The following is a 24,726-nucleotide window of genomic DNA, read 5'->3' as shown; positions in this document are numbered from 1 at the left end:
ATAACCATTCTTTATACTTTCTGTTACATCCGACAACTTACGCTGTTCCCAAGTTATTAAATTATTATATATTATAAAATACTTACGCTGATGAAGGGTGATAAGGTGGTCAAGAGACTCCAAATAGTCTCCTATTTTTCTCTGTTCTTCTATTGATGTATACGGAATTTCAATAGTCTTCATTCCAGCAATATCTATACTTCTTCCATCTCTTATCCCATATACATGTGGTACTAATTTATGCTTTATAAATTCATGAGAACGAAAGTATGGATAATAGAATCTTGAATCTGCTACATCACTATGAAATGTATGATATGCAGGGCTTATAATGCCATCTAACAATGATTTTTCAAGTCCTCCTTCAAAGGAACGAAGATGCACTATGAAGTCATCTTTCCGCACCATTTTATAATTAGACAAATTAGATTCATCATACATTAAATTCCGGTCAGATTCTTCTCTTTTAACTGTTCCTCCACCCTGAATAATAGTAAGAGCCGGCAGCTCCGTATGGTTCTTTTCAGAGTATTCTTTAAACACTTCTCCTAACTTACGCTGTTCCCAAGTATTACATATAAAAAAAAGAGAATATAATGGTGTAATTTAATAAAAAACAAAATGAAAAAGATTCTATTTTATAGTTCGATAAAGTAAAAAATAACGGAATCGAGTCCTGAAAAAGGGACAGTGAATATGAGAAAATAAAAGCATAAAAGGAAAAAGAAAAAAATTGCAGCTATAAAGGAGGCAAATTATGGGATTTTGGAACGGAAAAGCGGATGGACCTTTAGATAAGATGTTTGACTTTAACAGAGACGGAAAATTAAATGCTTGGGAAAGAGCAATGGAACTGGGGCTATTAATGGATGATGAAGATGACTACCAGGATGAGGATGATGAATTTGATGAGGATATGGATAGTGAATTTGATGATGACGACGATGAAGAAGATGATGAAAGTGAAGAGCTGATGGAAGAAGATTGGGATTCGGATTACGATGAAAGTGATGAGTGGTAGAAGTAATTATAAAAATAAATTGACATAACGTTATATATATATAATAAGATTGAGTTAATAATTTCTACTAATATGTAGATTAAGGACGACCACATATACCACATTTGGTTTGAATGATTTATAATTTCTACTAAAATATGGTAGATAGAACCTTGTAGTTTCGAATAAATATAAAAATTGGTTGCAAAAGTAACTGCTAGTTTGCAAAAGTAGTAGCATGGAAAAACTAGCAGTTTAAATTGCAATTAAATTTCAATACTTTTCTGCCATAAGTCCCATTTATAGGACAATCTATTTGCTAGAATGAGAGTAAAGGAACCAAGGTAAAAAAAATTAAGATTTAGTTCTTAAGGAACGGAAAGGTGGTACTTATGGGATTATTCGGAGACAAAGATGCAATTGTTGGAGCAGCTTTAGGAGCAGGCAATGCTTTTAACAAAAATAAGAAAACAAACAGAGCAGCAATATACGGAAGTGCAATGGGAGAATGTATTGGCTCGGGAAAGAAATGGACAGTGGAAGATTCTATAAAGTTAGAAGGAACAATAAGAGCATTGGATAGAAGAAAAAACAGATAAAAATAAATAAACATATCTTAAAGAGAATAATAGAAGCGAGGAGGTATAGTGATGAGAAATTGGATGGATTTAAATGGTGATGGTGAAATAGATGGTACAGAAATGATGTTTGCACAAGAGATGATTTGTTCCAGCAGGGAAGAACATGAGGCATTATTTGGAGATGCTGGAGACTTTGAAGATGACGCAAATGATGATTTTAAGACTGATGCCATGCTGGCAGGACTTGATGCTGATGAGTTAGAGTTTATGGATTCTGATGAAAGAGCAGAGGCATTGGAAGAAGCTGGGTTAGAAGCAGACGATTATGATTTTGACTAGAATTAACTTTGTCCTAGAGTGAATAACAAGGAAAAAACAACTACAACAAAACAGGGAAAATTCCCCAGCAAGAATGTAAATTCACACATTTCTAGCGGCACATCTTAACTTTTACATTCTAAACTACATTGGGTTATGAGGTTTTATTATGATTGGAACAAACAGTTTTTTTTACATAATGGACTACAGTGGTAATTATTATCGAACAAATAAATCGGACCAGCTTGTCGTTGCATCAGGACGGGAAGAGGCAGAGATATTTACTTTGAAAGATGCTAATTCAAGAACCTCAGTAGGAAGGAAATCTCATTTTTATTTAATTTCACCGGTAGAAGAGACAGAAGAAGCAACCTCAAATGAACAAATGAATTTAGTAGAAGAGATAACAGATGTAACTCCGAATGAACAAATGAATTCAGCGGAAGATACAGCAGAACCAACTCTCTTACATGAATCTGCAGACCAGATAGCAGATGAAACAGATTACATAGAGGATAGTAAATATAACGTGACAGAGGGCTATAAAGTATACAAGGATTTAAGAAATCTTAAGCAGCTGCAGAAGCAGAAAGAACACGAGCTGGATTTACTTTACAATATGACAATGTACATTGATTGTCAGAACATGGCAGATATTTGTAAGGAAAATTTAGAAGAAATGGAAAAAATAGATTTAACTGAAACAATGAAAATTTCAGCATAGAAGCCAATTAGTTACTTATGAAAAACTCAATTTCAGGAGGTACCGTTATGAAGAAAATGAACAAGTATATGAAAACAACTATAATAACTGTTATTATCCTTGCATTATTCACTATTGCTCAAAGAGATAAAATTATAGGATATTTTGAACCAAAATGTATTGAAGAAGGATGTACCGAAAAGGTAGTTGAAGGAACAAATTATTGCAGATGGCATTTGATTAGTGATGACAATGATTATAGTGATACATATCACTCAGGAACAGTCACAACCACAACTAGTGCGTATTCAGATAACACAGATGGATCCCATAGTAACAATGATTACAACAATTACAACAACTACAACAACTACAATAGTGATGACAATGAGTATGACGATGATTCAGACTATACTCAGGAAACTACCAGCGACAACAAGGTTTACAAATACCATAAACGTATACAATATGATTCAAGTGAAGATGCCTATGATGATGGCTATGATGATATTTATGATGATGGAGACTATGATTACGACCGATATGACAATGATGAGGATTATGCTGAAGGTGTAGATGATGCCATGGCGGAAATCGATTGGTAAAAATATACAAATCAGGCAAGTCCAAGATTATTTCAAACAAAGCTGGTAAGAAGAAAATTTCTATTAAGTTTAAGAAAGTAACTGGAGCAAAAGTGTACGGCTCATATTCAGCTAAAGTAAAAAAGTTAAATAAGAACTTAAATGAATAAAAACTTAAGTTGATAAAAAGTTAAATAAAAACTCTACGGGAGATTTGAAAAAATTTCCTGTAGAGTTTTTTGTGTAATGGAAAATTGTTTATTATATAAAAATGTTCCACAACAATGCACTTTCGCACAAAAGAAATTTATAAAGTTCAATTACTAAATGAAGGTTATTGAAGAATTATCTGAGTACATACTATTTCTTGAAATTATCTTCTTAAAGTATATAATAGATGAAGGAAATTATAAAAAAGTAAAAGATATAAATAAATTATAAAAAAGCAAAATATAAAATTACACTTTTATAAAAAAGAAAGTATGATATTTAAAGCATAAAAACAAAGTACAATAACAAATAAAAATAAAGTATAAAAATATTAAAACTGAGGTGATTACAAAATGATAAAGGCAAAACAAATATCAGAATCCATTGAGTTAGGAGCATTGCTCGCAATTTCAGGTGGTATGATGGATGCTTACTCATATATTGAAAGAGGAGAAGTCTTTGCAAATGCCCAAACAGGAAATATGCTTCTGTTTGGTGTAAACCTTTCTGTGGGAAATTTTCATAAGGCAATATATTATTTCTGCCCAATTTTAGCTTTTACAATAGGCATAATGTTGGCTGACGTTGTAAGAATGAAAACAACAAGGAAACTTCATTGGAGACAGTGGTCGGTATTGTATGAGGCAATAATTTTAATAGGGGTATCATTTGTACCATTATCATTAAATCTTTTAGCAAACAGTTTAACATCCCTTGCCTGCGGAATACAGGTTGAAAGCTTCAGAAAAATTCATGGTAAAGGCATCGCCACAACAATGTGTATCGGTAATTTAAGAAGCGCTACCCAGAATATGTGCGACTTCACCAAGTCAAAAGACAGACAAAAATTGCTAAATGGAATTTTATATTTTGGAATTATAGGCTGCTTTATAGTAGGCGCAATAATTAGTAACGGCTTTATTGAGATTCTTGGCAAGAGGGCAATCCTTGTAAGTGCCATATTATTAATTTTAGCATTTCTTGTTATGTTTATAGATAGGGAAGAAAGTCTACTTAAAAAAAACAAAATAAAGTAAATACAAAAAACTAAATGCAAAATTTATTAAAGATTCGCTAATACAAAAATTAAATGTAAGATTAAAAAATTAACTAGTAGAAAAAGTTTATGGAGTTTAGTATCATAAAAAATAAAGACGCGACAAAAGGAGAAGAAATGAGTAACAAAAGAGAAAAGAAAAAATGGTCTACTAAAAAGAAAGTGGTTGCAACCCTTGTAAGCATAGTGGCACTTTTTCTGATAATTGTTTTAGGCTACGTGGCATATGTTTTCGGAACTTACCACAGAATACCGGACAAGCAGAAATTATCAATTAACAAACCAGCGTCATCTCAGAATGCAAATAGTAGTGAGACCGGTGAAAGCAAAAATGTCAAAACGTTAGACACAAGCAAACTGACAAAAAATAAAGAATACAAAATAGGAACATATAATGTTGGATTTGGAGCTTACACTCCAACTTACAGTTTCTTTATGGATGGCGGAAAATATTCAAGATGTTTTAGCAAACAGTCAGGCATTGACGCAATTAACGGTGCGGCAGATTATGCTATGGAAGAAAAGCCTGATTTTATGATTTTTCAGGAAGTAGACAGAAAATCTACCAGAAGCTATCACGTTAATCAGGAAAATTTAATAACAGAAAAATTCGCAAATTATTACGAAGACTTTGCCGTAAATTACGATTCAGCATATTTATTTTATCCATTTAATGAACCTATCGGAAAGTCATATTCAGGAATTGCCTTTTACTCAAAATATTTGATTACATCAGCAGTAAGAAGAAGCTTTCCAATTTCAACTTCTTTTTCAAAAATATTGGATTTGGACAGATGCTATAGTGTAAGCCGTATTCCTGCAGACGGTGGAAAGGAACTTGTAGTGTACAGTGTTCATATGTCTGCTTACGGAAATAGCGACGAAATCCGAGAAGGTCAGACTTCAATGCTTTTTAACGATATGAAGGAAGAACGCCAAAAAGGCAATTACGTTATATGTGGTGGCGACTTTAATCACAACTTAAAACTGGACGAAAACGATAATGCAGAACACGAAGGCTGGGCATATCCATTTCCACGAAGTAAAATGCCAAAGGAATTAAGCTTTGCAATGGACCAACTGTCAAAAGGCAAATACGATAGCCTTGCACCATCCAACAGAAATACGGATATGGAATACATCAAAGGAAAGACTTTTACATGTATATTAGACGGGTTCATCATATCCGACAACGTTCAAATGACAGATTACACAATCAAAGACAATGGCTTCAAATACTCAGACCACCAGCCCGTATTTATGAGCTTTAAATTAAAATAAAAAGAAAGATAAAACAGACAGAATACAAGTAAGTAAACACAGTAACAGAAGAGATGAACAAACTATGCATAAACAAGAGAAGCTAAATAAACAAATTATACATAGTAATAATCAAAAAATAAATAAGATAAAATAAGGAAACAAGACAGAGCAAAAAACATTGCCCCGCCTTGTTTTCTTTTATTTAATAAGAAACGTTTCACTATGGATGCACTATGGTGCAAGAAGTAAATAGTTGAAAAACAAGTTGACTTATGACACCCTGTCATATACAATACCATATGACAACATGTCATACAACAAACATTATACTCCCCACACGAATATGCAATTCCAAGGCGAACATATACATATTAAGACATTATACTCCCCATACGAATTTGTATATCCCAGTGAGAAAATATATGTATTAAAGAAAGTGCTCTGAAGCCGTCGGTTAATAAAGGCAGCAAAGTCGGCTTTATATAACCGCTACGAGCTGAAGGCAGCGGGAGCGTGCTTTCGTAATACATATATTTTCCCACTGGGAATAACCCAATTTTATGTGGATGCATACTTTTAATGTACATTTCCCACTGGAATAACCCAATTTTATGTGAATGCATATTTTTAATGTACATTTTCCACTGGGGATAACTCAATTTTATAGGAGCAGAAAGGAAAAAACATGACTAAGTTTTTTGTAAAAAAACCATACTTTGTTCTAGTGGCTGTAATAATAATCCTAATCATAGGTGGCGTAAGCCTCGGCAACATGAGCACAGACTTGATGCCCGACATGGAAGTACCATATCTTATGGTCATTACTACAGAACCTGGCGCATCACCAAACAAGGTAGAAAGTGATATAACAGAACCAATGGAAAGTACATTGGGAACAGTTAGTGGAGTAGAAAAGGTAATTAGCAACTCAGCAAACAACTACAGCATGATTATGCTTCAGTTTGCAGATGGAACAGATATGGACTCAACATTAGTAAGAGTTTCCCAGAAAATCGAGACAATCGATTTGCCTGATGGCTGTGGCAAACCTAACTTAATGGAAGTAAGCATGGATATGATGGCAACTATGTATGCAGGTATTGACTACAAAGGAAAAGACATCAAGGAGTTGTCTGATTTTACAACCAATACTTTACAACCTTACCTTGAAAGACAGGAGGGCGTTGCAAGTATAACACCAATGGGACTTACAACAGACTCCATAGAGGTAAAATTAAATCAGAATAAAATTGACAAGATTAACGATAAGATTCTTGGAAAAACAAATGACAAACTAACTGATGCAGGCAAAGAAATTGAAAAAGCAGAAAAGCAAATCAAGGATGGAGAAAGTCAGTTAGCTACTCAGAAGAACAAGTTAAACAGCACACAGAAAAGTACAAATAAACAGTTGGCTGATGCACAGGTAAAACTAGCACAGGCACAGGCAACCAAAGTGGCATACCAGGCAAATCTTAATAGTTTAAAAGCAAGCAAAAGCGCATTAGAAGCTGAAAAGAAAGCATACACTGACGCAAAATTAGAAGATGCCTACACTAAGATTGACACAATGTTTGCAACTTTTAACACTCAGTTAGAACAGCCGGCAAAAATGGCAGGAATTACTATTCCAAAAAATCTTGAGGATGCTGTAAATAACAAGTCAGAATTTAATAAGTTTATTAAATGGCTTACAAATTTAGGCTACAAGGATCAGGTTAAAGACCTTTCATATAAGCAGATAAAACAGGTTTACAATGCAGTAAAAGTAAGACTTCCTCAAATAGATACAGAACTTGCTAATTTAAAAACTGAAATAATAGCCATGGAAATGGCAATTAAGCAAATAGACAAACAAATGCAGGGGATGGATAAGAACCAGTCCACAGCTATTTCAGGAGGATATTCTGCAGCAGCAGGATTTGGCGCCGGTCAGGCAAAGATTTCTTCAGCAGAAACTGAATTAAAAAACGCAAAGGAAAAATTACAGGAATCAAAAGACAAGTTAAATGATTCCAGAGAAGCTGCAATTGAGAATTCAAACATTGATGCATTACTTAGCATTGACACATTATCACAGTTAATCACTGCGCAAAACTTCTCAATGCCTGCAGGTTACATTGACGACAAATCAGACAACCAGTGGCTTGTAGATGTTGGTGATAACTATGAGAACAAAAAACAGTTAAAATCAATGGTTCTTACAAAAGTTGCAGGCATTGGAGAAATTAAATTATCTGATGTTGCAGACATAACTGTTGTTGACAATTCAGGCGAGAGTTATTCAAAAATCAACGGCAGAGCAGCAGTTCTTCTTGCAATTTATAAGTCAAGTACAGCTAACACAAGTGAAGTGGCAGGAAATATTAAATCAGCTTTTAAGACAATGGAAGGCAAATACAAAGGCTTATCATGTACATCTTTAATGGACCAAAGTGAGTATATAAGCGTTATCGTAAATACAGTTTTGCAGAGTATGTTATTAGGAGCAATTCTTGCAATTATAGTTCTTGCATTATTCTTAAAAGATGTTAAGCCAACAGTAATTGTTGCATTTAGTATTCCGTTTAGTGTTGTCTGCGCAATTATTGTAATGTATTTTACAGGAATAACATTGAACGTAATGTCACTTGCAGGACTTTGCATAGGTATTGGTATGTTGGTAGATAACTCCATTGTTGTAATGGAAAATGTTTACCGATTAAGAAACAGAGGTCTGTCAGCCCCAAGAGCGGCAGTTCAGGGAGCAAAGCAGGTTGCAGCCCCAATTGTATCTTCTACACTTACAACAATTTGTGTATTCTTGCCAATGATTTATGTAAAAGGAACTGTGGGTCAGTTATTAATGCCTTTTGCATTTACAATGACATACGCATTAGTAGCCTCATTAATTGTAGCTTTAACTGTAGTTCCAACAATTAGTGCCACAGTTTTAAAGAAAACCAAAAAACAAAACCACAAGTGGTTTGATAAATTCCAGAATGCTTATGGTAGACTTTTGGATAAGTGTTTAAACCACAAGTTAATACCTTTAGCATTAGCAATTATTTTATTAGCAATCTGTGTTGTCCAAGTATTTAACACAGGGCTTGTAATGATGGATGATATGGAAAGCAATCAGATTTCCGTAAGTTTATCTTTAGACAAAGATGTAGACAAGAACACTGCATACAAGACAGCTAATGAAGTAACCAACGCAATTCTTAAAGTTAAGGGAATTAATAAAGTTGGGGCAATGGATGGAAATGCCACTGCAACTTCAGGCTTAACAGGTGGCAGCACTGACAACTACAGTAATTTTACATTCCAGATTATTACTGACGATGACATAACATCAACCAGTCAGTTTAGAAAAATAATCAAGAAAATAGAAAATAACACAAAGAACATAAAATGTGAGAATTTAACTGTTTCTTCATCAGCCATGGGAAGTATGTCACAGATGATGAATCAGGGAATCGAAGTTCGTATTTATGGTGATGACCAGCAGAAATTATTAAAGACAAGTAATCAGATAATGAAGTTAATAACATCTGTAAAAGGAACTGAAAATGTTGATAACGGTATAACAGCTCAGGATAAGCAGTTACATTTGAAAATAAATAAAAACAAGGCAGCAGATGATGGCTTGACAGTAGCTCAGATTTATCAGCAGCTGGCAGAAAAAATCACAACAGAAAAAACTTCAATTACAATTACCCAGGGGGGAAAAGATTATGAAGTAAATGTTGTAAATGAAAACAATAAACCTAACTACGAAAATATTTTAAAAACAACAATTAAGTCAACAAAAAAAGACAGTGAAGGCAATGATGTTATTAACAAATATAAACTTTCACGTTACGCAACAGTAGTTGAACAGGAGGCATTAAACACAATAAAACGTGAAAACCAGAGAACTTATATTTCAGTAACTGCTGATGTAAAAGACGGCTATAATGCCACATTACTTTCAAGAAAGATACAAAGCAAACTTGATAATTATAAGGCACCAACCGGTTATACAGTGGAAATTCAGGGTGAGTCAGAACAGGTAATGGAAATGGTTAAACAGTTATTGTTAGCTATTTTATTAGGATTCATTTTAGTATACCTTGTAATGGTTGCCCAGTTCCAAAGCCTGCTTTCACCATTCATTATTATATTTACAGTGCCATTAGCATTTACAGGAGGTATGATTGGTTTAATGATTTTCGGAAAACAGATTTCCGCAATGGCATTAATGGGCTTTATGATATTAATGGGTACAGTTGTAAACAACGGTATTGTGTTTGTTGATTACGCAAATCAGTTAAGAATACAGGGAGTAGACAAGAGAACAGCGTTAATTGCAACAGGCAAAACACGTATGCGCCCAATTCTTATGACTGCAATTACAACAATTCTTTCAATGAGTGTTATGGTATTTTCACAGGATGCTGGTAATGCAATGCAAAAGAGTATGGCAATTGTTGTAAGTTTTGGTTTGCTTTATGCAACAATTATGACATTGTTTATTGTTCCGATTTTATATGACTTGTTGTATAGAAAACAGCCTAAAACAGTTGATTTAGGAGATGAAAATCTGGACGATGTACCTGATGAGGCAGCGGAGTTAATTGAGGAAATGACGCAGCAGTCAGGTAATGCAGATAAATCACAGGAGGAAGAGTAAATGCCTAAAGATACATTTTTTAGGCTTCCTGATGATAAGAGAAATCGTATATTAAAGGGAGCAAAGAAAGAATTTTATAATTGTACTTTTAGCGAAGCATCAATTAATAGAATTATTAAGGACGCAGAAATACCACGAGGCAGTTTTTATCAGTATTTCGAAGACAAGAAAGATTTATATTTGTACGTTATTGAAGAAAATATAAAAAGTGTAATTTCTAATTTTGGAAATAAACTTGAACAGTCTGAGGGAGATATTTTTCTATGCGTAGATAATTTTATTAGTGAGCTTCTTGATGAAACAACGAAAAAAGCAAAGCAAATCAAAATGATTTTTTCTGAAAGCTGGGTGTTCGAGGCGGTCTGGACAAGGTCACTTGAGAAATGCAAAGGCGGCCAGGAAGACCTTCATGGGGACATGATTTCAAGAATTGACAAAACAAAACTTCTAGTTGAAAGTGATGAAGAATTTGAATATGTAATGGAAATCATAGGAGCCATAATCAAGGATACTTTAGACAAAATGTATTTGCATAGGAACTTGGTAAATGAAGACACGCTCAAAAAATCCTTTCATGGAAAAATTGAAAGTTTAAGAAAACATTATTGCATAGTGACAAATAAACAGTAGAAAAAATGCATATATTGTTATACAATAAACCGTGAGTGTAAAAACAGAAAGGATAGAGACATGTTTTATTTTATTGAAATATTAAAGGTAATTTTCCTTGGAATTGTTGAGGGTATTACGGAGTGGCTTCCAATTAGTAGCACAGGTCATATGCTATTAGTTGATGAATTCATCAAGTTAAATGTAAGCGATAATTTCAAAGAAATGTTTATGTTTGTAATTCAGCTTGGAGCAATTCTTGCTGTAGTTGTTTTATTTTGGAACAAAATGTGGCCGTTTAAGAGTGCTAACAGAAGTGACGGAATTAACCCAAAAGGTTCAATTCTTAGAAAAGATGTCTGGTCAATGTGGTTTAAGGTAGTAGTTGCCTGTATACCAGGGGCAGTTGTGACAATTGCTTTTGACGATTTTATTGAAGCACATCTTCACACACCTGTTGTAATTGCAATTACATTAATTTTCTATGGTGTGGCATTTATTATTATTGAAAGATGGAACAAAACAAGAAGACCGAAGATTAGAAGCTTGTCAGATATTACATACAAGACAGCGTTCATTATTGGTTTATTCCAGATTTTATCAATTATACCGGGTACATCAAGATCAGGCTCCACAATCATAGGTGCTTTATTAATTGGTGTATCAAGAGTGGCTGCGGCAGAATTTACATTCTTCCTGGCGGTGCCTGTAATGTTTGGAATGAGTGCCTTAAAAATGATAAAATTAGGTTTTGCAATGTCAGGCTATGAGGCATTTGTTTTAATCTTTGGTATGGTGGTAGCTTTTGTAGTATCACTTCTTGTTATAAAATTCTTAATGGGCTATATTAAGAAACATGACTTCCAGGTATTTGGCTGGTATAGAATTATACTTGGTATTTTAGTTTTATTATATTTCTTTTAATCTAAACAAAGCAATATGTTTGATAAATAATTAGGTTTTTAACAATCAAAAATCAATAGCATAAAAAGTAGATTAATATGTAATTACATGATTAAGGACATATTAATCTACTTTTTTTATAACAATAAGATGGGCTTATAAAGTGAGCTATGTTAATAAATAGAAAAAAATGTTAAGATTTGTTAAAAATTTTCTTAATATTTATGGCTTAGTGAATAATTCAGGTTTTATTATGATATACTGTAGCCATGTAGAAATAAGCTTAAAAGTATAATAAGTATAAAATAAAAGAAGGAAAAGAATTACAAAAATAAAATTAATAAGTTTGCAAAAGAAAAATAATATTGTGTCACGTAAGATTATTTTAGAAAAATAGGAGACAATATTAGGAAAGAGGCGTGTATGGCTAGTAACAAAAAGAAAGAAACAGCAGATATGGAAAACAAGATTAGCAACCCAAATGTTAAAGAACTTGAGCAAACAAGAACCAAGAAGGATGACGAAAGAGCAAAAAGAAAACGAAGAGCAGTAAGTATTATTGGCTTGTTAATTTTCCTTGCTTTGTCAGCAGCAATAGCAATACCATTTATTAAATTCTTTAGTGAAGCAGAACTTTTTAGAGAATGGATTAAGAGTTTTGGTATGTGGAGCTGGCTTGTGTGCATTGGGGCAATGGCACTTCAGATTATTGTTGCAATTATCCCCGGCGGTGCAATGGAAATAGGAGCAGGATACGCCTTTGGCGTAGTTGAGGCAACAATACTTTGTACAATAGGTTCAATTATTGGTTGTGCAATTGTATTTTGGCTTGCAAGAAAGTTTGGTGTTAAATTCGTAGAAGCATTTTTTCCAATTGAAAAGATTCAGAATTTAAAATTTTTACATGACGAAAGGAAAAGAGATATATTATCATTTATCATTTTTCTGATTCCCGGAATGCCAAAGGATTTAATATCTTATTTTATGGGACTAACTGATATTAAACTTTCAAGATGGCTTGTTATTTCCACAATAGCAAGAATTCCGGCAATTATTGTGTCAGCAATGGGTGGTCAGGCGTTAGGTAAGGGACAGTACATTGTGGCGATTATTGTATTATTGGTAATTTTAGGAATAAGTGCCATAGGTGGATTTGCATATAAAGTTATATGTAATAAAAACAATAAATAACAAGTTGCATAAAATTATAGTACTTAACATTATTTTAACTTGTAATATTATGTCTTCATTGTTATATTAGGAGAGATGAAAAATATATTTTAGTGTAGAAATTTGGAATTTCTATTTAATTTACGACTGATAAGTAAGTTATACTAACAGTAATGGGAAAGGAGAGGTAAATATATTCAATATATTTACATGACAGAACATGAGAAAGACTAAAATTGTATGTACAATGGGACCATCAACAGACAGCGATGAAGTTTTGGAAGGGTTAATCAAAAGTGGAATGAATGTTGCAAGATGCAATTTTTCACATGGTTCACATGAAGAGCACAAAGGAAGAATGGACAGAATTAAGAGACTAAGAGAGAAGTGCGACAGACCAATTGCAATTCTTTTAGACACAAAAGGTCCTGAAATTAGAACAGGCAATTTTGAAAACGACGTTGTAAACGTTGTAACAGGACAGACTTTTACATTAGTTGCAGATAAAAATATTTTAGGAAATAACGAAAGAGTAGGTATTACTTATCCTGATTTATATAAGGATGTTAAAGAAGGAACAGTTATCTTAATTGATGATGGTTTAGTAAAAATGGAAGTTGTGAAGATTGATGGAACAGACATTGTCTGCGAAGTAAAGAACGACGGAAAAATTGCTAACCACAAAGGTGTAAATGTTCCTGATGTACACATTAACATGGAATATATGAGTGAGCAGGATAAGAGCGATATTATTTTTGGTATTAGTCAGGATATTGACTTTGTTGCAGCATCATTTGTAAGAACAGCTGATGATGTTAAGGAAGTTAGAAAAGTTCTTGACGACAATGGTGGAGAAAAAGTCAACATCATTGCAAAAATAGAAAACAGTGAAGGAATTATTAATATTGACTCAATTATAGATGAAGCTGATGCTATTATGGTAGCACGTGGTGACATGGGTGTTGAATTACCTGAGGAAGAAGTTCCAATTATTCAGAAGATGATTATTAAGAAAGTTTATGAAGCAGGTAAGCAGGTTATTACAGCAACACAGATGCTTGATTCAATGATGAACAACCCAAGACCAACAAGAGCAGAAACAACAGACGTTGCCAATGCTATTTATGATGGTACAAGTGCCATTATGTTATCAGGAGAAACAGCAGCAGGTAAATATCCAATTGAAGCAGTTCAGACAATGTCAAGAATTGCTGAGAGAACAGAAATGGATATTAACTATAAGAGAAGATTTTTAGATCATCATAGAAAGAGCAGAACAGATATTACAGAAGCTGTTTGTCATGCTACATGTATGACAGCGTACGATTTGGAATCAAATTGTATTCTAACAGTTACTAAATCAGGACGTTCTGCAAGAATGATTTCAAGATTCAGACCTGACTGTATGATAGTTGCAGGCAGCACTGAAGAAAAAGTTGTAAGACAGCTTAATATGTCATGGGGAGTTACTCCTGTTTTAATTAAGGAGAAGGAACACGTTCTTGAGCTTTTTGATTACGCAGTGGAAGTTGCAAAGAAAAAAGGCTTAGTTAAGAAAGATGATGTAGTAGTAATTACATCTGGTGTACCCCTTGGAAAATCAGGTACAACTAATATGATTAAGGTTCATACAGTTGAATAATTTATATAATAAAAATGTTGAGTGGATATTCTAAACACCAGAAGAAAGATACTTTGGAAATGGGTTTCTTTTGACAGTAGCGTATATGCAACAAAATTGTTAAATTGGGGTAAAATCGGTTGACATTTTGTTGCAACAAATGATAGAGTAATTATTGAGGGCTTATGGTTCTGCCATAAGCCTTTACTTTTGCGAGTGAAGGTTTTTTCACTTTGCAATTTAAGGAATTTTTAACACAAATAATAGTATTGTTTTAAAGAAATTATTTACAATATATAGTGTTTAGAGATTTGATATTTTTTAAGGAAGGAGAACAGAATGGATAATTGTGACAGTAGTGGGCGAAGTTTTACTGATAAATACAATATAGACGATACTGATGCATATCATCCGTTTTGTTCTTAGTGTTTATAGATAACTTCCCTCATATACGCAATTGTATTTATTAAAAATAGGTGAGAGTCCTAGAATTTAATTAAATGGAGGTATATGAAGGTGGAAGAAAAATTCGAAGAAGAATTAGAAAATAACGAAGAATCTAATGAAAAATTAGATCAGGAAGAGTATGAAATTCCTGAAAAAGCAAACTACGAAGAAGAACTTATTAAAATTATTAGAAGTGACGATCCAACACCTGTTAAGCTTGACAAGTTAGACGATTATCACGAAAACGATATAGCTTCAGCGCTGGAATATTTAGACAGCGAAGAAAGAAAGAAATTATATTCTATTTTGGGAGTAGACAGAGTATCTGATATATTCTCATATATAGATGATCCTGCAGAATTCATCGAGGAATTAGATCCAAAGGTTGCAGCTAGAATCCTTGGTAACATGGAGGCTGATGATGCTGTTGATATTTTGGATGAGTTGGAAGATGACACAAGTAATGAACTTATAGAATTAATCGACGAAGATGCAAAGAAAGACATTGACCTGATTCAGTCTTATGATGAAGATGAGATTGGTAGCAAAATGACTACTAATTATGTAACTCTTACATTAGACCTGACAATCAAGCAGGCAATGAAAAGACTGGTTGAACAGGCTGCTGAAAATGACAATATTACAACTCTTTATGTAAAAAAAGAAGACGGAACATTTTATGGAGCCATTGATTTAACAGACTTGATTGTTGCCAGAGAATATGTCGAGCTTGAATCTTTGGTAACTACATCGTATCCGTATGTACATGACCACGAAACAGTTGATGACTGTATTGAAGAATTGAAAGATTACTCAGAAGATTCAATTCCGGTTTTAGATAAAGACATGCATATTTTAGGTGTAATCACTTCTCAGGATTTGGTAGAAGTAGTCGATGAAGAGATGGGTGAAGATTATGCTAAGTTAGCTGGTTTGTCTGCAGAAGAAGAACTGGAGGAGCCTTTAGGACAAAGTCTGAAGAAGAGAGTTCCATGGCTTTTAATTTTATTAATGCTTGGTATGATTGTTTCATCAGTTATCAATATGTTTGAAACGGTAATTGTAGGACTACCGATTATTGTAACTTTCCAGTCAGTTATCCTTGGTATGTCAGGTAATGTTGGAACACAGTCACTAGCCGTTACAATTCGAGTTTTAATGGATGAAGAGCTATCTTTCAAAGAAATGGTAGGTTTTGTGTTTAAGGAAATCAGAGTTGGTTTGTGTAACGGATTAATTGTAGGCGCTATTGCAGTTGTATTTACAGGTATGTTTATTTGGATTGCAAGAGGTCAGGCAATTGGAAGTGCATTTGCAATTTCAGGTTGTATAGGTGGTGCATTGGCACTAGCCATGTTAATCTCAAGTTTTGTAGGAACAATTATTCCTATTATCTTAGACAAAATTGGATTTGATCCTGCCGTAGCGTCAGGACCACTTATCTCAACAATAAACGACTTGGTAGCCGCAGTAACTTATTATGGCTTAGCATGGTTACTATTGATTAACGTATTAGGATTATAGAAAGTAAGAAAATAATATAAAAAGTTATATAAAAATATTTTATTTAACAAGAGCTGCATTGCATAGGCAATGTGGCTCTTATTAGTTATGTAAAAAAACATCAAACCATAAATTAGAATATAGAATTGTAAAAATTATTTTTAAAATATTAAAAATTAAAAAATCAATAGAAAAAAACATTAAAAGTTACAATAACACTGTAAATTATTACATTTATATTGAAAAAAAATAAATATATGTTATTATCTCCTAAACCAAAAAATTAGATTAACAAAAGGAAAGAGGGGTAATTGAAAATGGTTAAACGAAACAAGATATTAAAAAAGGTCAAATTAGTAACAAGTGTTGTGAACATCATGCAATAAAAATAAAATTTTTAACGTTACATTGTTATAACAGTATTAAATCAAATAGGAGGCGATGAATATGAGAAAATTATTAAGAAACATGTGTACAATGCTGATGGCATCTGTATTATTAGTAACAGGTTCGTGTGGTGGCACAACCTGGGTAAGTGGAGTAGAAAACACTAATACACTAATTGAAAAATTGACAAACATGGAGGAAATTCAGGATCCTGAGAAATATACACAAATTTATTTGGATGAAAATTATTTAGGTCAGGTTCCGGATATGTGGGAATTTAGAAATCTAAAAAACATTGAAGTGTCAGAAAAAAACACTAAATACAAAATTGTTGATGGTGCATTACTTTCTAAAGATGGTTCAAAATTATATGCATTTCCACCACAAAAAGAATGTAAAATATATGCAGTTCCTAAAACAGTAAAGGTTATCTGTGCAGATGCTTTTTACAGAAGTAAAATAGAAAAAGTTACTTTTACCGATAATCTTAGGAAGATTGGAGAATCTGCTTTTACTGCTTGTAATAATCTAACAAGCATAGATTTAATGAATGTAAAAACTGTAGAACGCTGGGCTTTTGGATCGTGTACTAATTTAACTCAGTTAAATCTTGGCAAAGTTAAAAACATAGGAGAAAGAGCTTTCTGGGGAATAGGAGTAAAAAACATTACGCTAAACAAAAAATACAATTTAGGTGTGGCTGCATTTGATACGAAGATAAAAATTAATTACGGAAAGAAGTTTAAAGATATTAAACCATATCTTCTAAGCTACAAAAGATGGAATGAAGTTAAAGGAGCCAAGGGCTATGAAGTTGTAGTAAGGGTATATAATCTTGATAATGTAAAAGATAAAGTTTATTTAAAAACTACAGTAAAGAAACCAAAACTTTCAAAGAAATTTCGTAAGAAAATTGCAAGAATGAATGAAAGATTAAATGGTGAGATATCATCTTTAGGCGTAAAAATTAGAGCATACAGATACAAGAACAAAAAGAAAGTTTATACAAAATGGAGTGATGTTAGAAAAAGAACAATTTATTTAGGCTAGGGAGGTAAGATTATGAGAAAAAATTTAAAAAGAAAAATATTATTAACTATGTTATTAGCGTTACTTGCATTTCCACAGATTGTAAAGGCTGATCCTTATGTTGGAAATTATGTTGGAAAAGAAACAAGTATTAGAACAATAATAGACGGTGAAGACGACGAAACATTGTATTCAAAAGTGTATTTTGATAAAGATTATACAGTGGATGTTGAAGGTCTAGGTGGCTTGTCTTCATATGATAGACAGTTTGAGTATTTAGAAAACATAAATGTGTCGCCAGATAATCCGGTGTATAAATCAATTGATGGAGTGTTATTTTCAAAAGATGGAAAGAAATTAATATGGTATCCTCCAACAAAGAATGAAGGGAAAAGTTATACAGTACCCAATAGTGTGAAAACAATAGCAAGTAGAGCTTTTTATCAGGCAAAAATAACAGAAATTAAACTAAATAACAATATCGAAAAAATTGATGAAAGGGCATTTTCATTAAGTGAACTAAAGGAAGTGAGTATGCCGTCTAAAATCAAGAAGGTAAGCGAAGATGCTTTCTATGAATGTACAAATTTACAAAAGGTAAACTTAAATAATGTAACAAACGTTGGACCTTCTGCCTTTTCTCGTTGTAATAATTTAAAGACAGTAAAAGGTAACAAAATAAAAAAAATAGGCAATAATGCATTTTATCAGGATGGAAAGTTAAAGACGATTCAATTAGGCAAAGTTACAAAAATTGAAAGCGAAGCTTTTAATGAGTGCACAAGTTTAAAGAAAGTTAATTTATCAAAAGTTAAAGAGTTTGGTGAAGAGGCTTTTATGTATACGGGAATTAAACAGTTTACATTAAAGCCGGGAGTTAAACTTGCTGAACAATCGTTAGATCCAAGAACTAAAATCAAATATAGTGTGCCATTTTCGAAAATTAAACCATATATAGGTGATGGTAAATGTTGGAATAAAGTTATCGGTGCAAAAGGGTATCAACTTAAATTAACATACAAGGTCAAAAAGAAAAATAAAACCATTGTTTGCACCCAGAAAGCAGACTATATTGGCAGATTTAGTAAATTAGGAAAGAAACTTAAACAGGCAGATTACGAAATATTTGTAAAAATCAGAGCTTATAAGTATAAAAACAAAAAGAAGGTTTATACAAAATGGAGCAAGAGTACCGGATTTTTCTTTTAAAAAATCTAAAAAGATTTTTTTAGCACTTTTTTTAGCTGGAATATTTTGAACGTTATCTACGTTTAGAATGTAAGAAAGAGCTGTCACTTTGACGATTACAAAACGTTAAAGTGACAGTTTTCTTTGTTTTTAATTAAATTAATAAACCACAAAAGTAATAACAAACAATAGATAATAATAACAATGTATGAGCTTTTTATAAGGGAATTGTTATTACTTCAAAAACTTCTTTGCAAAGGGTTGACTTCAAAAAAAATAAGAGTAGAGTGACTTTGGTACGTAAATAGACATGTCAAATTGTACTTATGAAAAAATGAAAAACGAAATGGAGGAGAAAAATGAAAAAGTTAAAGAAAGCATTAGTTTATGCTTGTACAGTTACAACGCTCTTAGGAACAACTACAGCAGTTTATGCAGGAGCATCTAAGGTGCTAAATGGTGGTGGAGCAAAATGGACTGGTGGAGAAACTTCAAATGGTATTTTGTATTCTAACTTATATGATATGGAAGTAGATGGAATACAATACAAAGTTACAGTATGGGTAGATCCAGATTGGAGTACAAAAAAAGAAAAATCAGGTACAACAGATGGAAAAGGAAAGAAAGGAAGAGTACATGTTGGAAAGGCTTCTACTCACAAAAATCCTTTTGTACCTGAAAAGTGTGGATATAAAGATTTTAAAGCAATAGCTATAAAAAAATAAGGTATTGTGTTTAGTAGAGAACCTTGATAGTAAAGTGTCAAGGTTCTTTTAATGTATTATGTTCATAAATGAAAAACTATAAAGGAGGAGAGCAATGAAAAAAATATTCACGCTTATAGGCATAATGACTGTAATCTTCTCAGTTTATTTTATGCTATTAGTAGTAGATAAGTCTAATTATATAGATGAAAGTAGGATTTCAGATTTTTCCCTTAGTAAACAAATTAATTTAGAAACACTTGAAGAATGTGCTAAGGAAAGTAATGTTTGTGTACAAATTAGAACATTTAATAATTATTCCTTTGGTAATACTGATTGCAAAGTTGAAGTAATTAATCCAGCAAAGAATGTTAAATATGGTGCTGTGAGAAGCTTATTCCCTAACAGGCACATGAAAATAATTAAAGCACAAAAAATAGAAAATAGAAAAGTAAGATATTTTACAGTTCAGGAAAATAATTCGACAAGAGTTTCTAAATTTAAAAAGAAGCTGGAAAAATCAGGCTTTGAAGCGATGGTTACATGCAAGGAATCTGTTGAATTTAATTTAGGCATGCTATTTAGTCCTTTAAATATTGGATTTTTTATATCAGTATTTTGTCTGGCTCTATTTTGCACATCAATTTATTATATATCCCGTTTGAAAGAAATTGGAATATTAAAATTAAATGGCTGGTCTGAAAATCGAATTTCACTAAGACTGTATAAAGATATAATTAAGAATACAGCATACGGTTTTGTTAGCGGTGTTATATTATTTTGCATTTATATAATTATTATGGATGTAAGTCAGTTATATTCATATTTACTGATGGTGTTATTTTTAATGCTATCTTTGAATTTGGTATATATTTGTGTAGCTGCAATTGCAGTAGTTTTTATAAAAAATGCAGGTTATATTGATTCAATAAAAAACAAAAAGAATAACAAAATAATATTTATTATGACAATGGCATTTAAGGTAGTGTTGACAGTAGTCGCGTTTATTATAGCCACTCAATTAATAGAAAATGCAATAAGGTTAAATGAAGGCACTAAAAAGGCAGAAGAAATTGAGGCACGCAATTGGTATATTTGCACACAGCATATATCACCTAATGAAAAAGAAGAGAAAGAGTTAAATGCTTTTGTGGAGCAATATGACGATAAGGAAATATTTAATTATTGTCCATCAGATACTTTATTATCCAAGTATGAGAACACAAAAATATACAAAGATTTAGATAGTATTGAAAGTAATATGATTATTGCTTCTTATAATTTACTGCCGTATTTAGGAATAAAAGATAAAAATGGAGAATTACTGAAATTAGATAGTGAGAAAGAATATTTGCTTGTACCGAAAAACTTATGGAAGAAGCGCAAAAAAATAGCAAAATATGAGGAGATGGGAGATATTGAACCTGTATGCATTGCCAGCAAACAATGGATTATGGATTTTGAAACTCCCGGAAAATATTCGTATAATTCAGTTATTCAAATTTCTAAATTGGAAAAAAAGGCTACTATAAGTTATGGTGATGTTTTTATGACAGAAAAGGTAGCAAAACAATTGGAAAAGAAATTGTTGACAATGGGATATGAAAAATCAGACATAGAAATGGAAGCGTTAAGTACAGAATTGCGTACGCATATATCTACTTATCAAACGGAATTATTCGAAAGCGTTATGTATTTTGTCATAGTATTTTTGACATACATATTAGTAGATATAAGTTTGTTTTCTATTTATTATGAATTCAAGAAAAAGAAAATGGCAGTTTATAGCCTGCTTGGTAAAAAAGCAACTAATGACATTTCAAAGTTTTTAATATACAACGCCACGATTGTTATTGTTGTAGATATTGTTGTAAATAAAAAATTTGTTTGTTTAGTTATCCCGGAAACGATAATATTTTATGCTATGTTAAAAAGAAAATCGTTTGAAAGTATTGGAACAGTAATAAAAGGAAGGTAAAGATTATGTATGCAATTGAATTAGAAAATATAACAAAAAAGTATGAAAACCACACAATTTTTGACAATTATAATTTGAAGATAAATAAAGGAACGTTTCTAGGCATAAAAGGCCCCAGTGGTAAAGGTAAAACAACATTATTAAATATAATGGGGTTATTAGAAGATTACGAAGGACATTTATCTATAATGGGTGAAGAGATAGCCTATAAGAATAAAAAGAAGAGAAGAATGATGTTGAAAAACACAATAGGCTATTTGTTTCAAAATTATGCACTTATAGATGATTTGAATGTATATGAAAATCTGAAAATTGTCATTAATAAAAAGTCTGGAAAAAATGAAAAACAGCTGATGACAGAGGCGCTGGAAAAAGTTGGTTTTGGAGAGGAGTTCTTAAACAAGAAGATATATACCTGTTCAGGTGGCGAACAGCAGAGAATAGCCATTGCAAGATTAGTGCTTAAAGATTGTGATATTGTTTTGGCTGATGAACCAACCGGTAGTCTTGATGAGAAAAACACAGAGATTGTTATGAAATTATTAACCGGCTTAAATGAAGAGGGAAAGACAGTTGTGATGGTTTCACACGACGATGATGCACTTTCGTATTGTAAAGAAATAGTACAGATTTAATAAAGACAAAAATTAATTAAAAAATCCCATTTGACAGATACCGAAATTTTCGGAAATGCCAAATGGAATTTTTTTTTAATGCAATCTTTTTACTGCAATTCTGACTACCGGCCAGATAATGCAGGCTGCTGCTGTTCCCAGCAAAGCAGCATAAAGTTGAGTTGTAGAATATGTTACACCTGCAATTCTTGTCATTTTAGGTGACAAGTGACTTCCGAATGTAGGAATAACCCATTTTACAATTAAAAGGTTCATAACAGCCCATTTTGCAAAAGAACCGGCAACAAGGCTAAGTGGAAGTAAATTAAGTTCCAACTTCTTGCCACGAACAAACCAGGCAAAAAGGACGATTACAATATTACCAAGCATAATAAATGGTAATATCATTGGTACAGTAGAAATTATTGCAGACTGTGTAATAATGAAAGAAGTAACAGGTGCTACAACTGAAACTATTACACCGCTAAGTAATCCACAATAAAGTGTATCAATAATTAAAATTAGGTTAATTAAGCCTCCGGTAATAGGTAAAGTACCGGGGGTTTTTAATAACTGTACAACAACACAAAGAGCAATCATTATGGCTGTTACAGTTATTGTTTTAGTTTTCATTTTCATTGTTGTAGAAATCCTCCTTAGTAATCAGGTGAAGATATTTAAGGTAATCTGAACGTGAAGGCTTTTCAAAAGTTGAAGTTTTCTTCTGTTGCTCAAGTCCCATTGTGGCTTTTCTAACATCAGCAAGAACTCCGGCACCACCCATGCATCCACCGGGACATGCCATACCTTCTAAAAGATAGCCATCATACATACCGGCTTTTGCCTTAGCAAGCATTGTCTTACATTCTTTTAAACCTTCAGCTTTAACAGTCTTAACTTCTCTTTCTGGTTCAAGACAGTTAATTGCATTAACAACGGCTGCGGCAACACCACCACTGGCAGCGAAACCTTTACCAAGAGAGCTTGATGTATTTAATGGCTCTTCAACTTCTAATTTATCAAATTCAATGTTTTTAGCATCAAAAATACCCATCATTTCTTCAAAAGTTAAAACAAAGTCAATATCACTTCTAACTGATTTTCTACTAGCTTCTAATTTCTTAGCAGCACAAGGTCCGATAAATACAACCTTGCAGTCAGGATGTTGTTTCTTTGTCATACGACCTGTTAAAACCATAGGTGTAAGTGCCATTGAAATGCAGTCAGCGTATTCAGGATAAGTTTTCTTAGCCATAACTGACCAGGCAGGACAACATGAAGTACCAAGCCAAGGATGTTCATTAGGAACTTCCTTCATAAAGTCGGCAGCTTCCTGCACCGCACATAAATCGGCACCAATGGCAACCTCAACCATATCTTCAAAACCAACAGCCTTAAGTGCGGCTCTAACCTGTTCAGGTGTAACCTTATCACCAAACTGTTTAACAAATGAAGGGGCAATGGCAGCGTATATAGGTGTATCGCTCTTTAATGCAAGCACCGTCTGGAAAATCTGACTTTTATCAACGATGGCACTAAATGGACAGCTTACCAAACACATACCGCAGGATACACACTGGTCGTAATCAATATCAGCTCGTCCATATTCGTCTGACTTAATGGCATTCATACCACAGGCAGCAGCACAAGGACGTTCCTGTTTAATAATTGCGTTGTAAGGACATGCATTTACACACTTACCACATTTAATACATTTTTCCTGGTCAATAACAGAACGACCATTTTCCATATGAATTGCGTTCTTTGGACAAACCTCAATACAAGGATGTTCAATACAACCCTGACAGCCGTTAGTAATTAAAACACGTTTCTCAGGGCAGGCATGGCACGCAAACTTTATTATATTAATAAGGGGAGGATCATAATATTTTTCGTCTATGGCACTGGCATCAATTCCATCAGATAATGGTGCATGCTCAGACATATTTCTTACAGGCAAACCAAGAGTTGCTCTTAATCGTTCCCCGATAATGGCACGTTCAAGAAAAATATTGTCATAATATTTTCCAATTTCGCCGGGAATAATTTCAAAAGGAAGATCCTCTATATGTGATAAAGGATAATCTTCGTAAGCCATTCTGGCTATTTCAGTAAAAACCTTATGACGAATTTCAGTTTTATTTGAATAAATACCTCTCATAATTTTCTCCATTCTGTATGATAATAGTAGGCAAAGCCTAAT

General features: G+C 32.9%; 22 protein-coding genes. 19 read left to right on the top strand and 3 right to left on the bottom strand.

Annotated features, from left to right (window positions below; genetic code table 11):
• Window positions 1-579: restriction endonuclease subunit S (locus DWZ69_RS11285; RefSeq protein WP_279210270.1), on the bottom strand; the 579-nt coding region annotated here is incomplete at its 3' end.
• 178 nt (window positions 580-757) lie between these two features.
• Here DWZ69_RS11285 and DWZ69_RS11280 point away from each other — a divergent pair.
• The 19 genes from DWZ69_RS11280 (at window position 758) to DWZ69_RS11195 (ending at window position 22,544) form a co-directional block, all read left to right on the top strand.
• Complete coding sequence (locus tag DWZ69_RS11280; RefSeq protein ID WP_118000697.1) at window positions 758-1,021, top strand: hypothetical protein; 264 nt, start codon at window positions 758-760, stop codon at window positions 1,019-1,021.
• A gap of 371 nt (window positions 1,022-1,392) precedes the next feature.
• A complete protein-coding gene (locus DWZ69_RS11275) occupies window positions 1,393-1,599 on the top strand; it encodes a hypothetical protein (RefSeq protein ID WP_118000699.1) in 207 nt (68 codons plus the stop codon).
• 51 nt (window positions 1,600-1,650) lie between these two features.
• Window positions 1,651-1,920 (top strand): uroporphyrin-III methyltransferase, encoded by a 270-nt coding sequence (locus tag DWZ69_RS12185; RefSeq protein ID WP_199521914.1) that lies wholly within the window; start codon window positions 1,651-1,653, stop codon window positions 1,918-1,920.
• A gap of 148 nt (window positions 1,921-2,068) precedes the next feature.
• Window positions 2,069-2,623 carry a hypothetical protein gene (locus DWZ69_RS11265; RefSeq protein ID WP_118000701.1) on the top strand — a complete coding sequence of 185 codons (555 nt, stop codon included), beginning with the start codon at window positions 2,069-2,071 and terminating at the stop codon, window positions 2,621-2,623.
• Window positions 2,624-2,670: 47 nt separating this feature from the next.
• Window positions 2,671-3,207, top strand: a complete 537-nt coding sequence (locus tag DWZ69_RS11260; protein ID WP_118000703.1) for a hypothetical protein — start codon at window positions 2,671-2,673, stop codon at window positions 3,205-3,207.
• On the top strand, window positions 3,201-3,356 hold the full coding sequence (locus DWZ69_RS12130; protein ID WP_158561133.1) for a hypothetical protein: 156 nt from the start codon (window positions 3,201-3,203) through the stop codon (window positions 3,354-3,356). The genes DWZ69_RS11260 and DWZ69_RS12130 overlap by 7 nt, the downstream gene beginning before the upstream one ends.
• A 393-nt stretch (window positions 3,357-3,749) precedes the next feature.
• A complete protein-coding gene (locus tag DWZ69_RS11255; protein ID WP_118000705.1) occupies window positions 3,750-4,433 on the top strand; it encodes a YoaK family protein in 684 nt (227 codons plus the stop codon).
• 137 nt (window positions 4,434-4,570) lie between these two features.
• The gene (locus DWZ69_RS11250) at window positions 4,571-5,734 is read left to right on the top strand and encodes an endonuclease/exonuclease/phosphatase family protein (protein ID WP_118000707.1); all 1,164 of its coding nucleotides are present in this window, start codon (window positions 4,571-4,573) and stop codon (window positions 5,732-5,734) included.
• A 667-nt stretch (window positions 5,735-6,401) separates the two neighbouring features.
• The gene (locus tag DWZ69_RS11245) at window positions 6,402-10,370 is read left to right on the top strand and encodes an efflux RND transporter permease subunit (RefSeq protein WP_118437090.1); all 3,969 of its coding nucleotides are present in this window, start codon (window positions 6,402-6,404) and stop codon (window positions 10,368-10,370) included.
• A complete protein-coding gene (locus DWZ69_RS11240) occupies window positions 10,371-11,000 on the top strand; it encodes a TetR family transcriptional regulator (RefSeq protein ID WP_118437088.1) in 630 nt (209 codons plus the stop codon).
• Between the two features lie 60 nt (window positions 11,001-11,060).
• Window positions 11,061-11,903, top strand: a complete 843-nt coding sequence (locus DWZ69_RS11235) for an undecaprenyl-diphosphate phosphatase (protein ID WP_118437086.1) — start codon at window positions 11,061-11,063, stop codon at window positions 11,901-11,903.
• 402 nt (window positions 11,904-12,305) lie between these two features.
• Window positions 12,306-13,073, top strand: coding sequence for a TVP38/TMEM64 family protein (locus tag DWZ69_RS11230; RefSeq protein WP_118437084.1), 768 nt, complete (start codon window positions 12,306-12,308; stop codon window positions 13,071-13,073).
• A gap of 199 nt (window positions 13,074-13,272) precedes the next feature.
• Window positions 13,273-14,694, top strand: a complete 1,422-nt coding sequence (gene pyk, locus DWZ69_RS11225; protein WP_118437082.1) for a pyruvate kinase — start codon at window positions 13,273-13,275, stop codon at window positions 14,692-14,694.
• Window positions 14,695-15,189: 495 nt separating this feature from the next.
• The gene (gene mgtE, locus DWZ69_RS11220; protein ID WP_347497532.1) at window positions 15,190-16,644 is read left to right on the top strand and encodes a magnesium transporter; all 1,455 of its coding nucleotides are present in this window, start codon (window positions 15,190-15,192) and stop codon (window positions 16,642-16,644) included.
• Between the two features lie 426 nt (window positions 16,645-17,070).
• Window positions 17,071-18,060, top strand: coding sequence for a leucine-rich repeat domain-containing protein (locus DWZ69_RS11215; protein WP_158573390.1), 990 nt, complete (start codon window positions 17,071-17,073; stop codon window positions 18,058-18,060).
• Between the two features lie 12 nt (window positions 18,061-18,072).
• On the top strand, window positions 18,073-19,248 hold the full coding sequence (locus DWZ69_RS11210) for a leucine-rich repeat domain-containing protein (RefSeq protein WP_118437076.1): 1,176 nt from the start codon (window positions 18,073-18,075) through the stop codon (window positions 19,246-19,248).
• A gap of 338 nt (window positions 19,249-19,586) precedes the next feature.
• Window positions 19,587-19,952 carry a hypothetical protein gene (locus DWZ69_RS11205; protein WP_118000725.1) on the top strand — a complete coding sequence of 122 codons (366 nt, stop codon included), beginning with the start codon at window positions 19,587-19,589 and terminating at the stop codon, window positions 19,950-19,952.
• Between the two features lie 94 nt (window positions 19,953-20,046).
• Window positions 20,047-21,909 carry a hypothetical protein gene (locus tag DWZ69_RS11200; RefSeq protein WP_118000727.1) on the top strand — a complete coding sequence of 621 codons (1,863 nt, stop codon included), beginning with the start codon at window positions 20,047-20,049 and terminating at the stop codon, window positions 21,907-21,909.
• Between the two features lie 5 nt (window positions 21,910-21,914).
• The gene (locus DWZ69_RS11195) at window positions 21,915-22,544 is read left to right on the top strand and encodes an ABC transporter ATP-binding protein (protein ID WP_199521915.1); all 630 of its coding nucleotides are present in this window, start codon (window positions 21,915-21,917) and stop codon (window positions 22,542-22,544) included.
• Window positions 22,545-22,619: 75 nt separating this feature from the next.
• Here the strand turns inward: DWZ69_RS11195 and DWZ69_RS11190 are convergent, their stop codons facing one another.
• Window positions 22,620-23,162, bottom strand: coding sequence for an ECF transporter S component (locus DWZ69_RS11190; protein ID WP_022165223.1), 543 nt, complete (start codon window positions 23,160-23,162; stop codon window positions 22,620-22,622).
• A complete protein-coding gene (locus DWZ69_RS11185) occupies window positions 23,146-24,684 on the bottom strand; it encodes a 4Fe-4S dicluster domain-containing protein (RefSeq protein WP_022165222.1) in 1,539 nt (512 codons plus the stop codon). Before DWZ69_RS11185 ends, DWZ69_RS11190 begins: the two co-directional genes overlap by 17 nt.
• Window positions 24,685-24,726: the final 42 nt, after the last annotated feature.

Source organism: Eubacterium sp. AF34-35BH (assembly GCF_003477765.1).
In the GTDB taxonomy this organism is placed as follows: Bacteria; Bacillota; Clostridia; order Lachnospirales; family Lachnospiraceae; genus Eubacterium_G.
The sequence above is the reverse complement of the archived record's forward strand: the minus strand, read 5'-3'. Positions and strand labels throughout refer to the sequence as shown.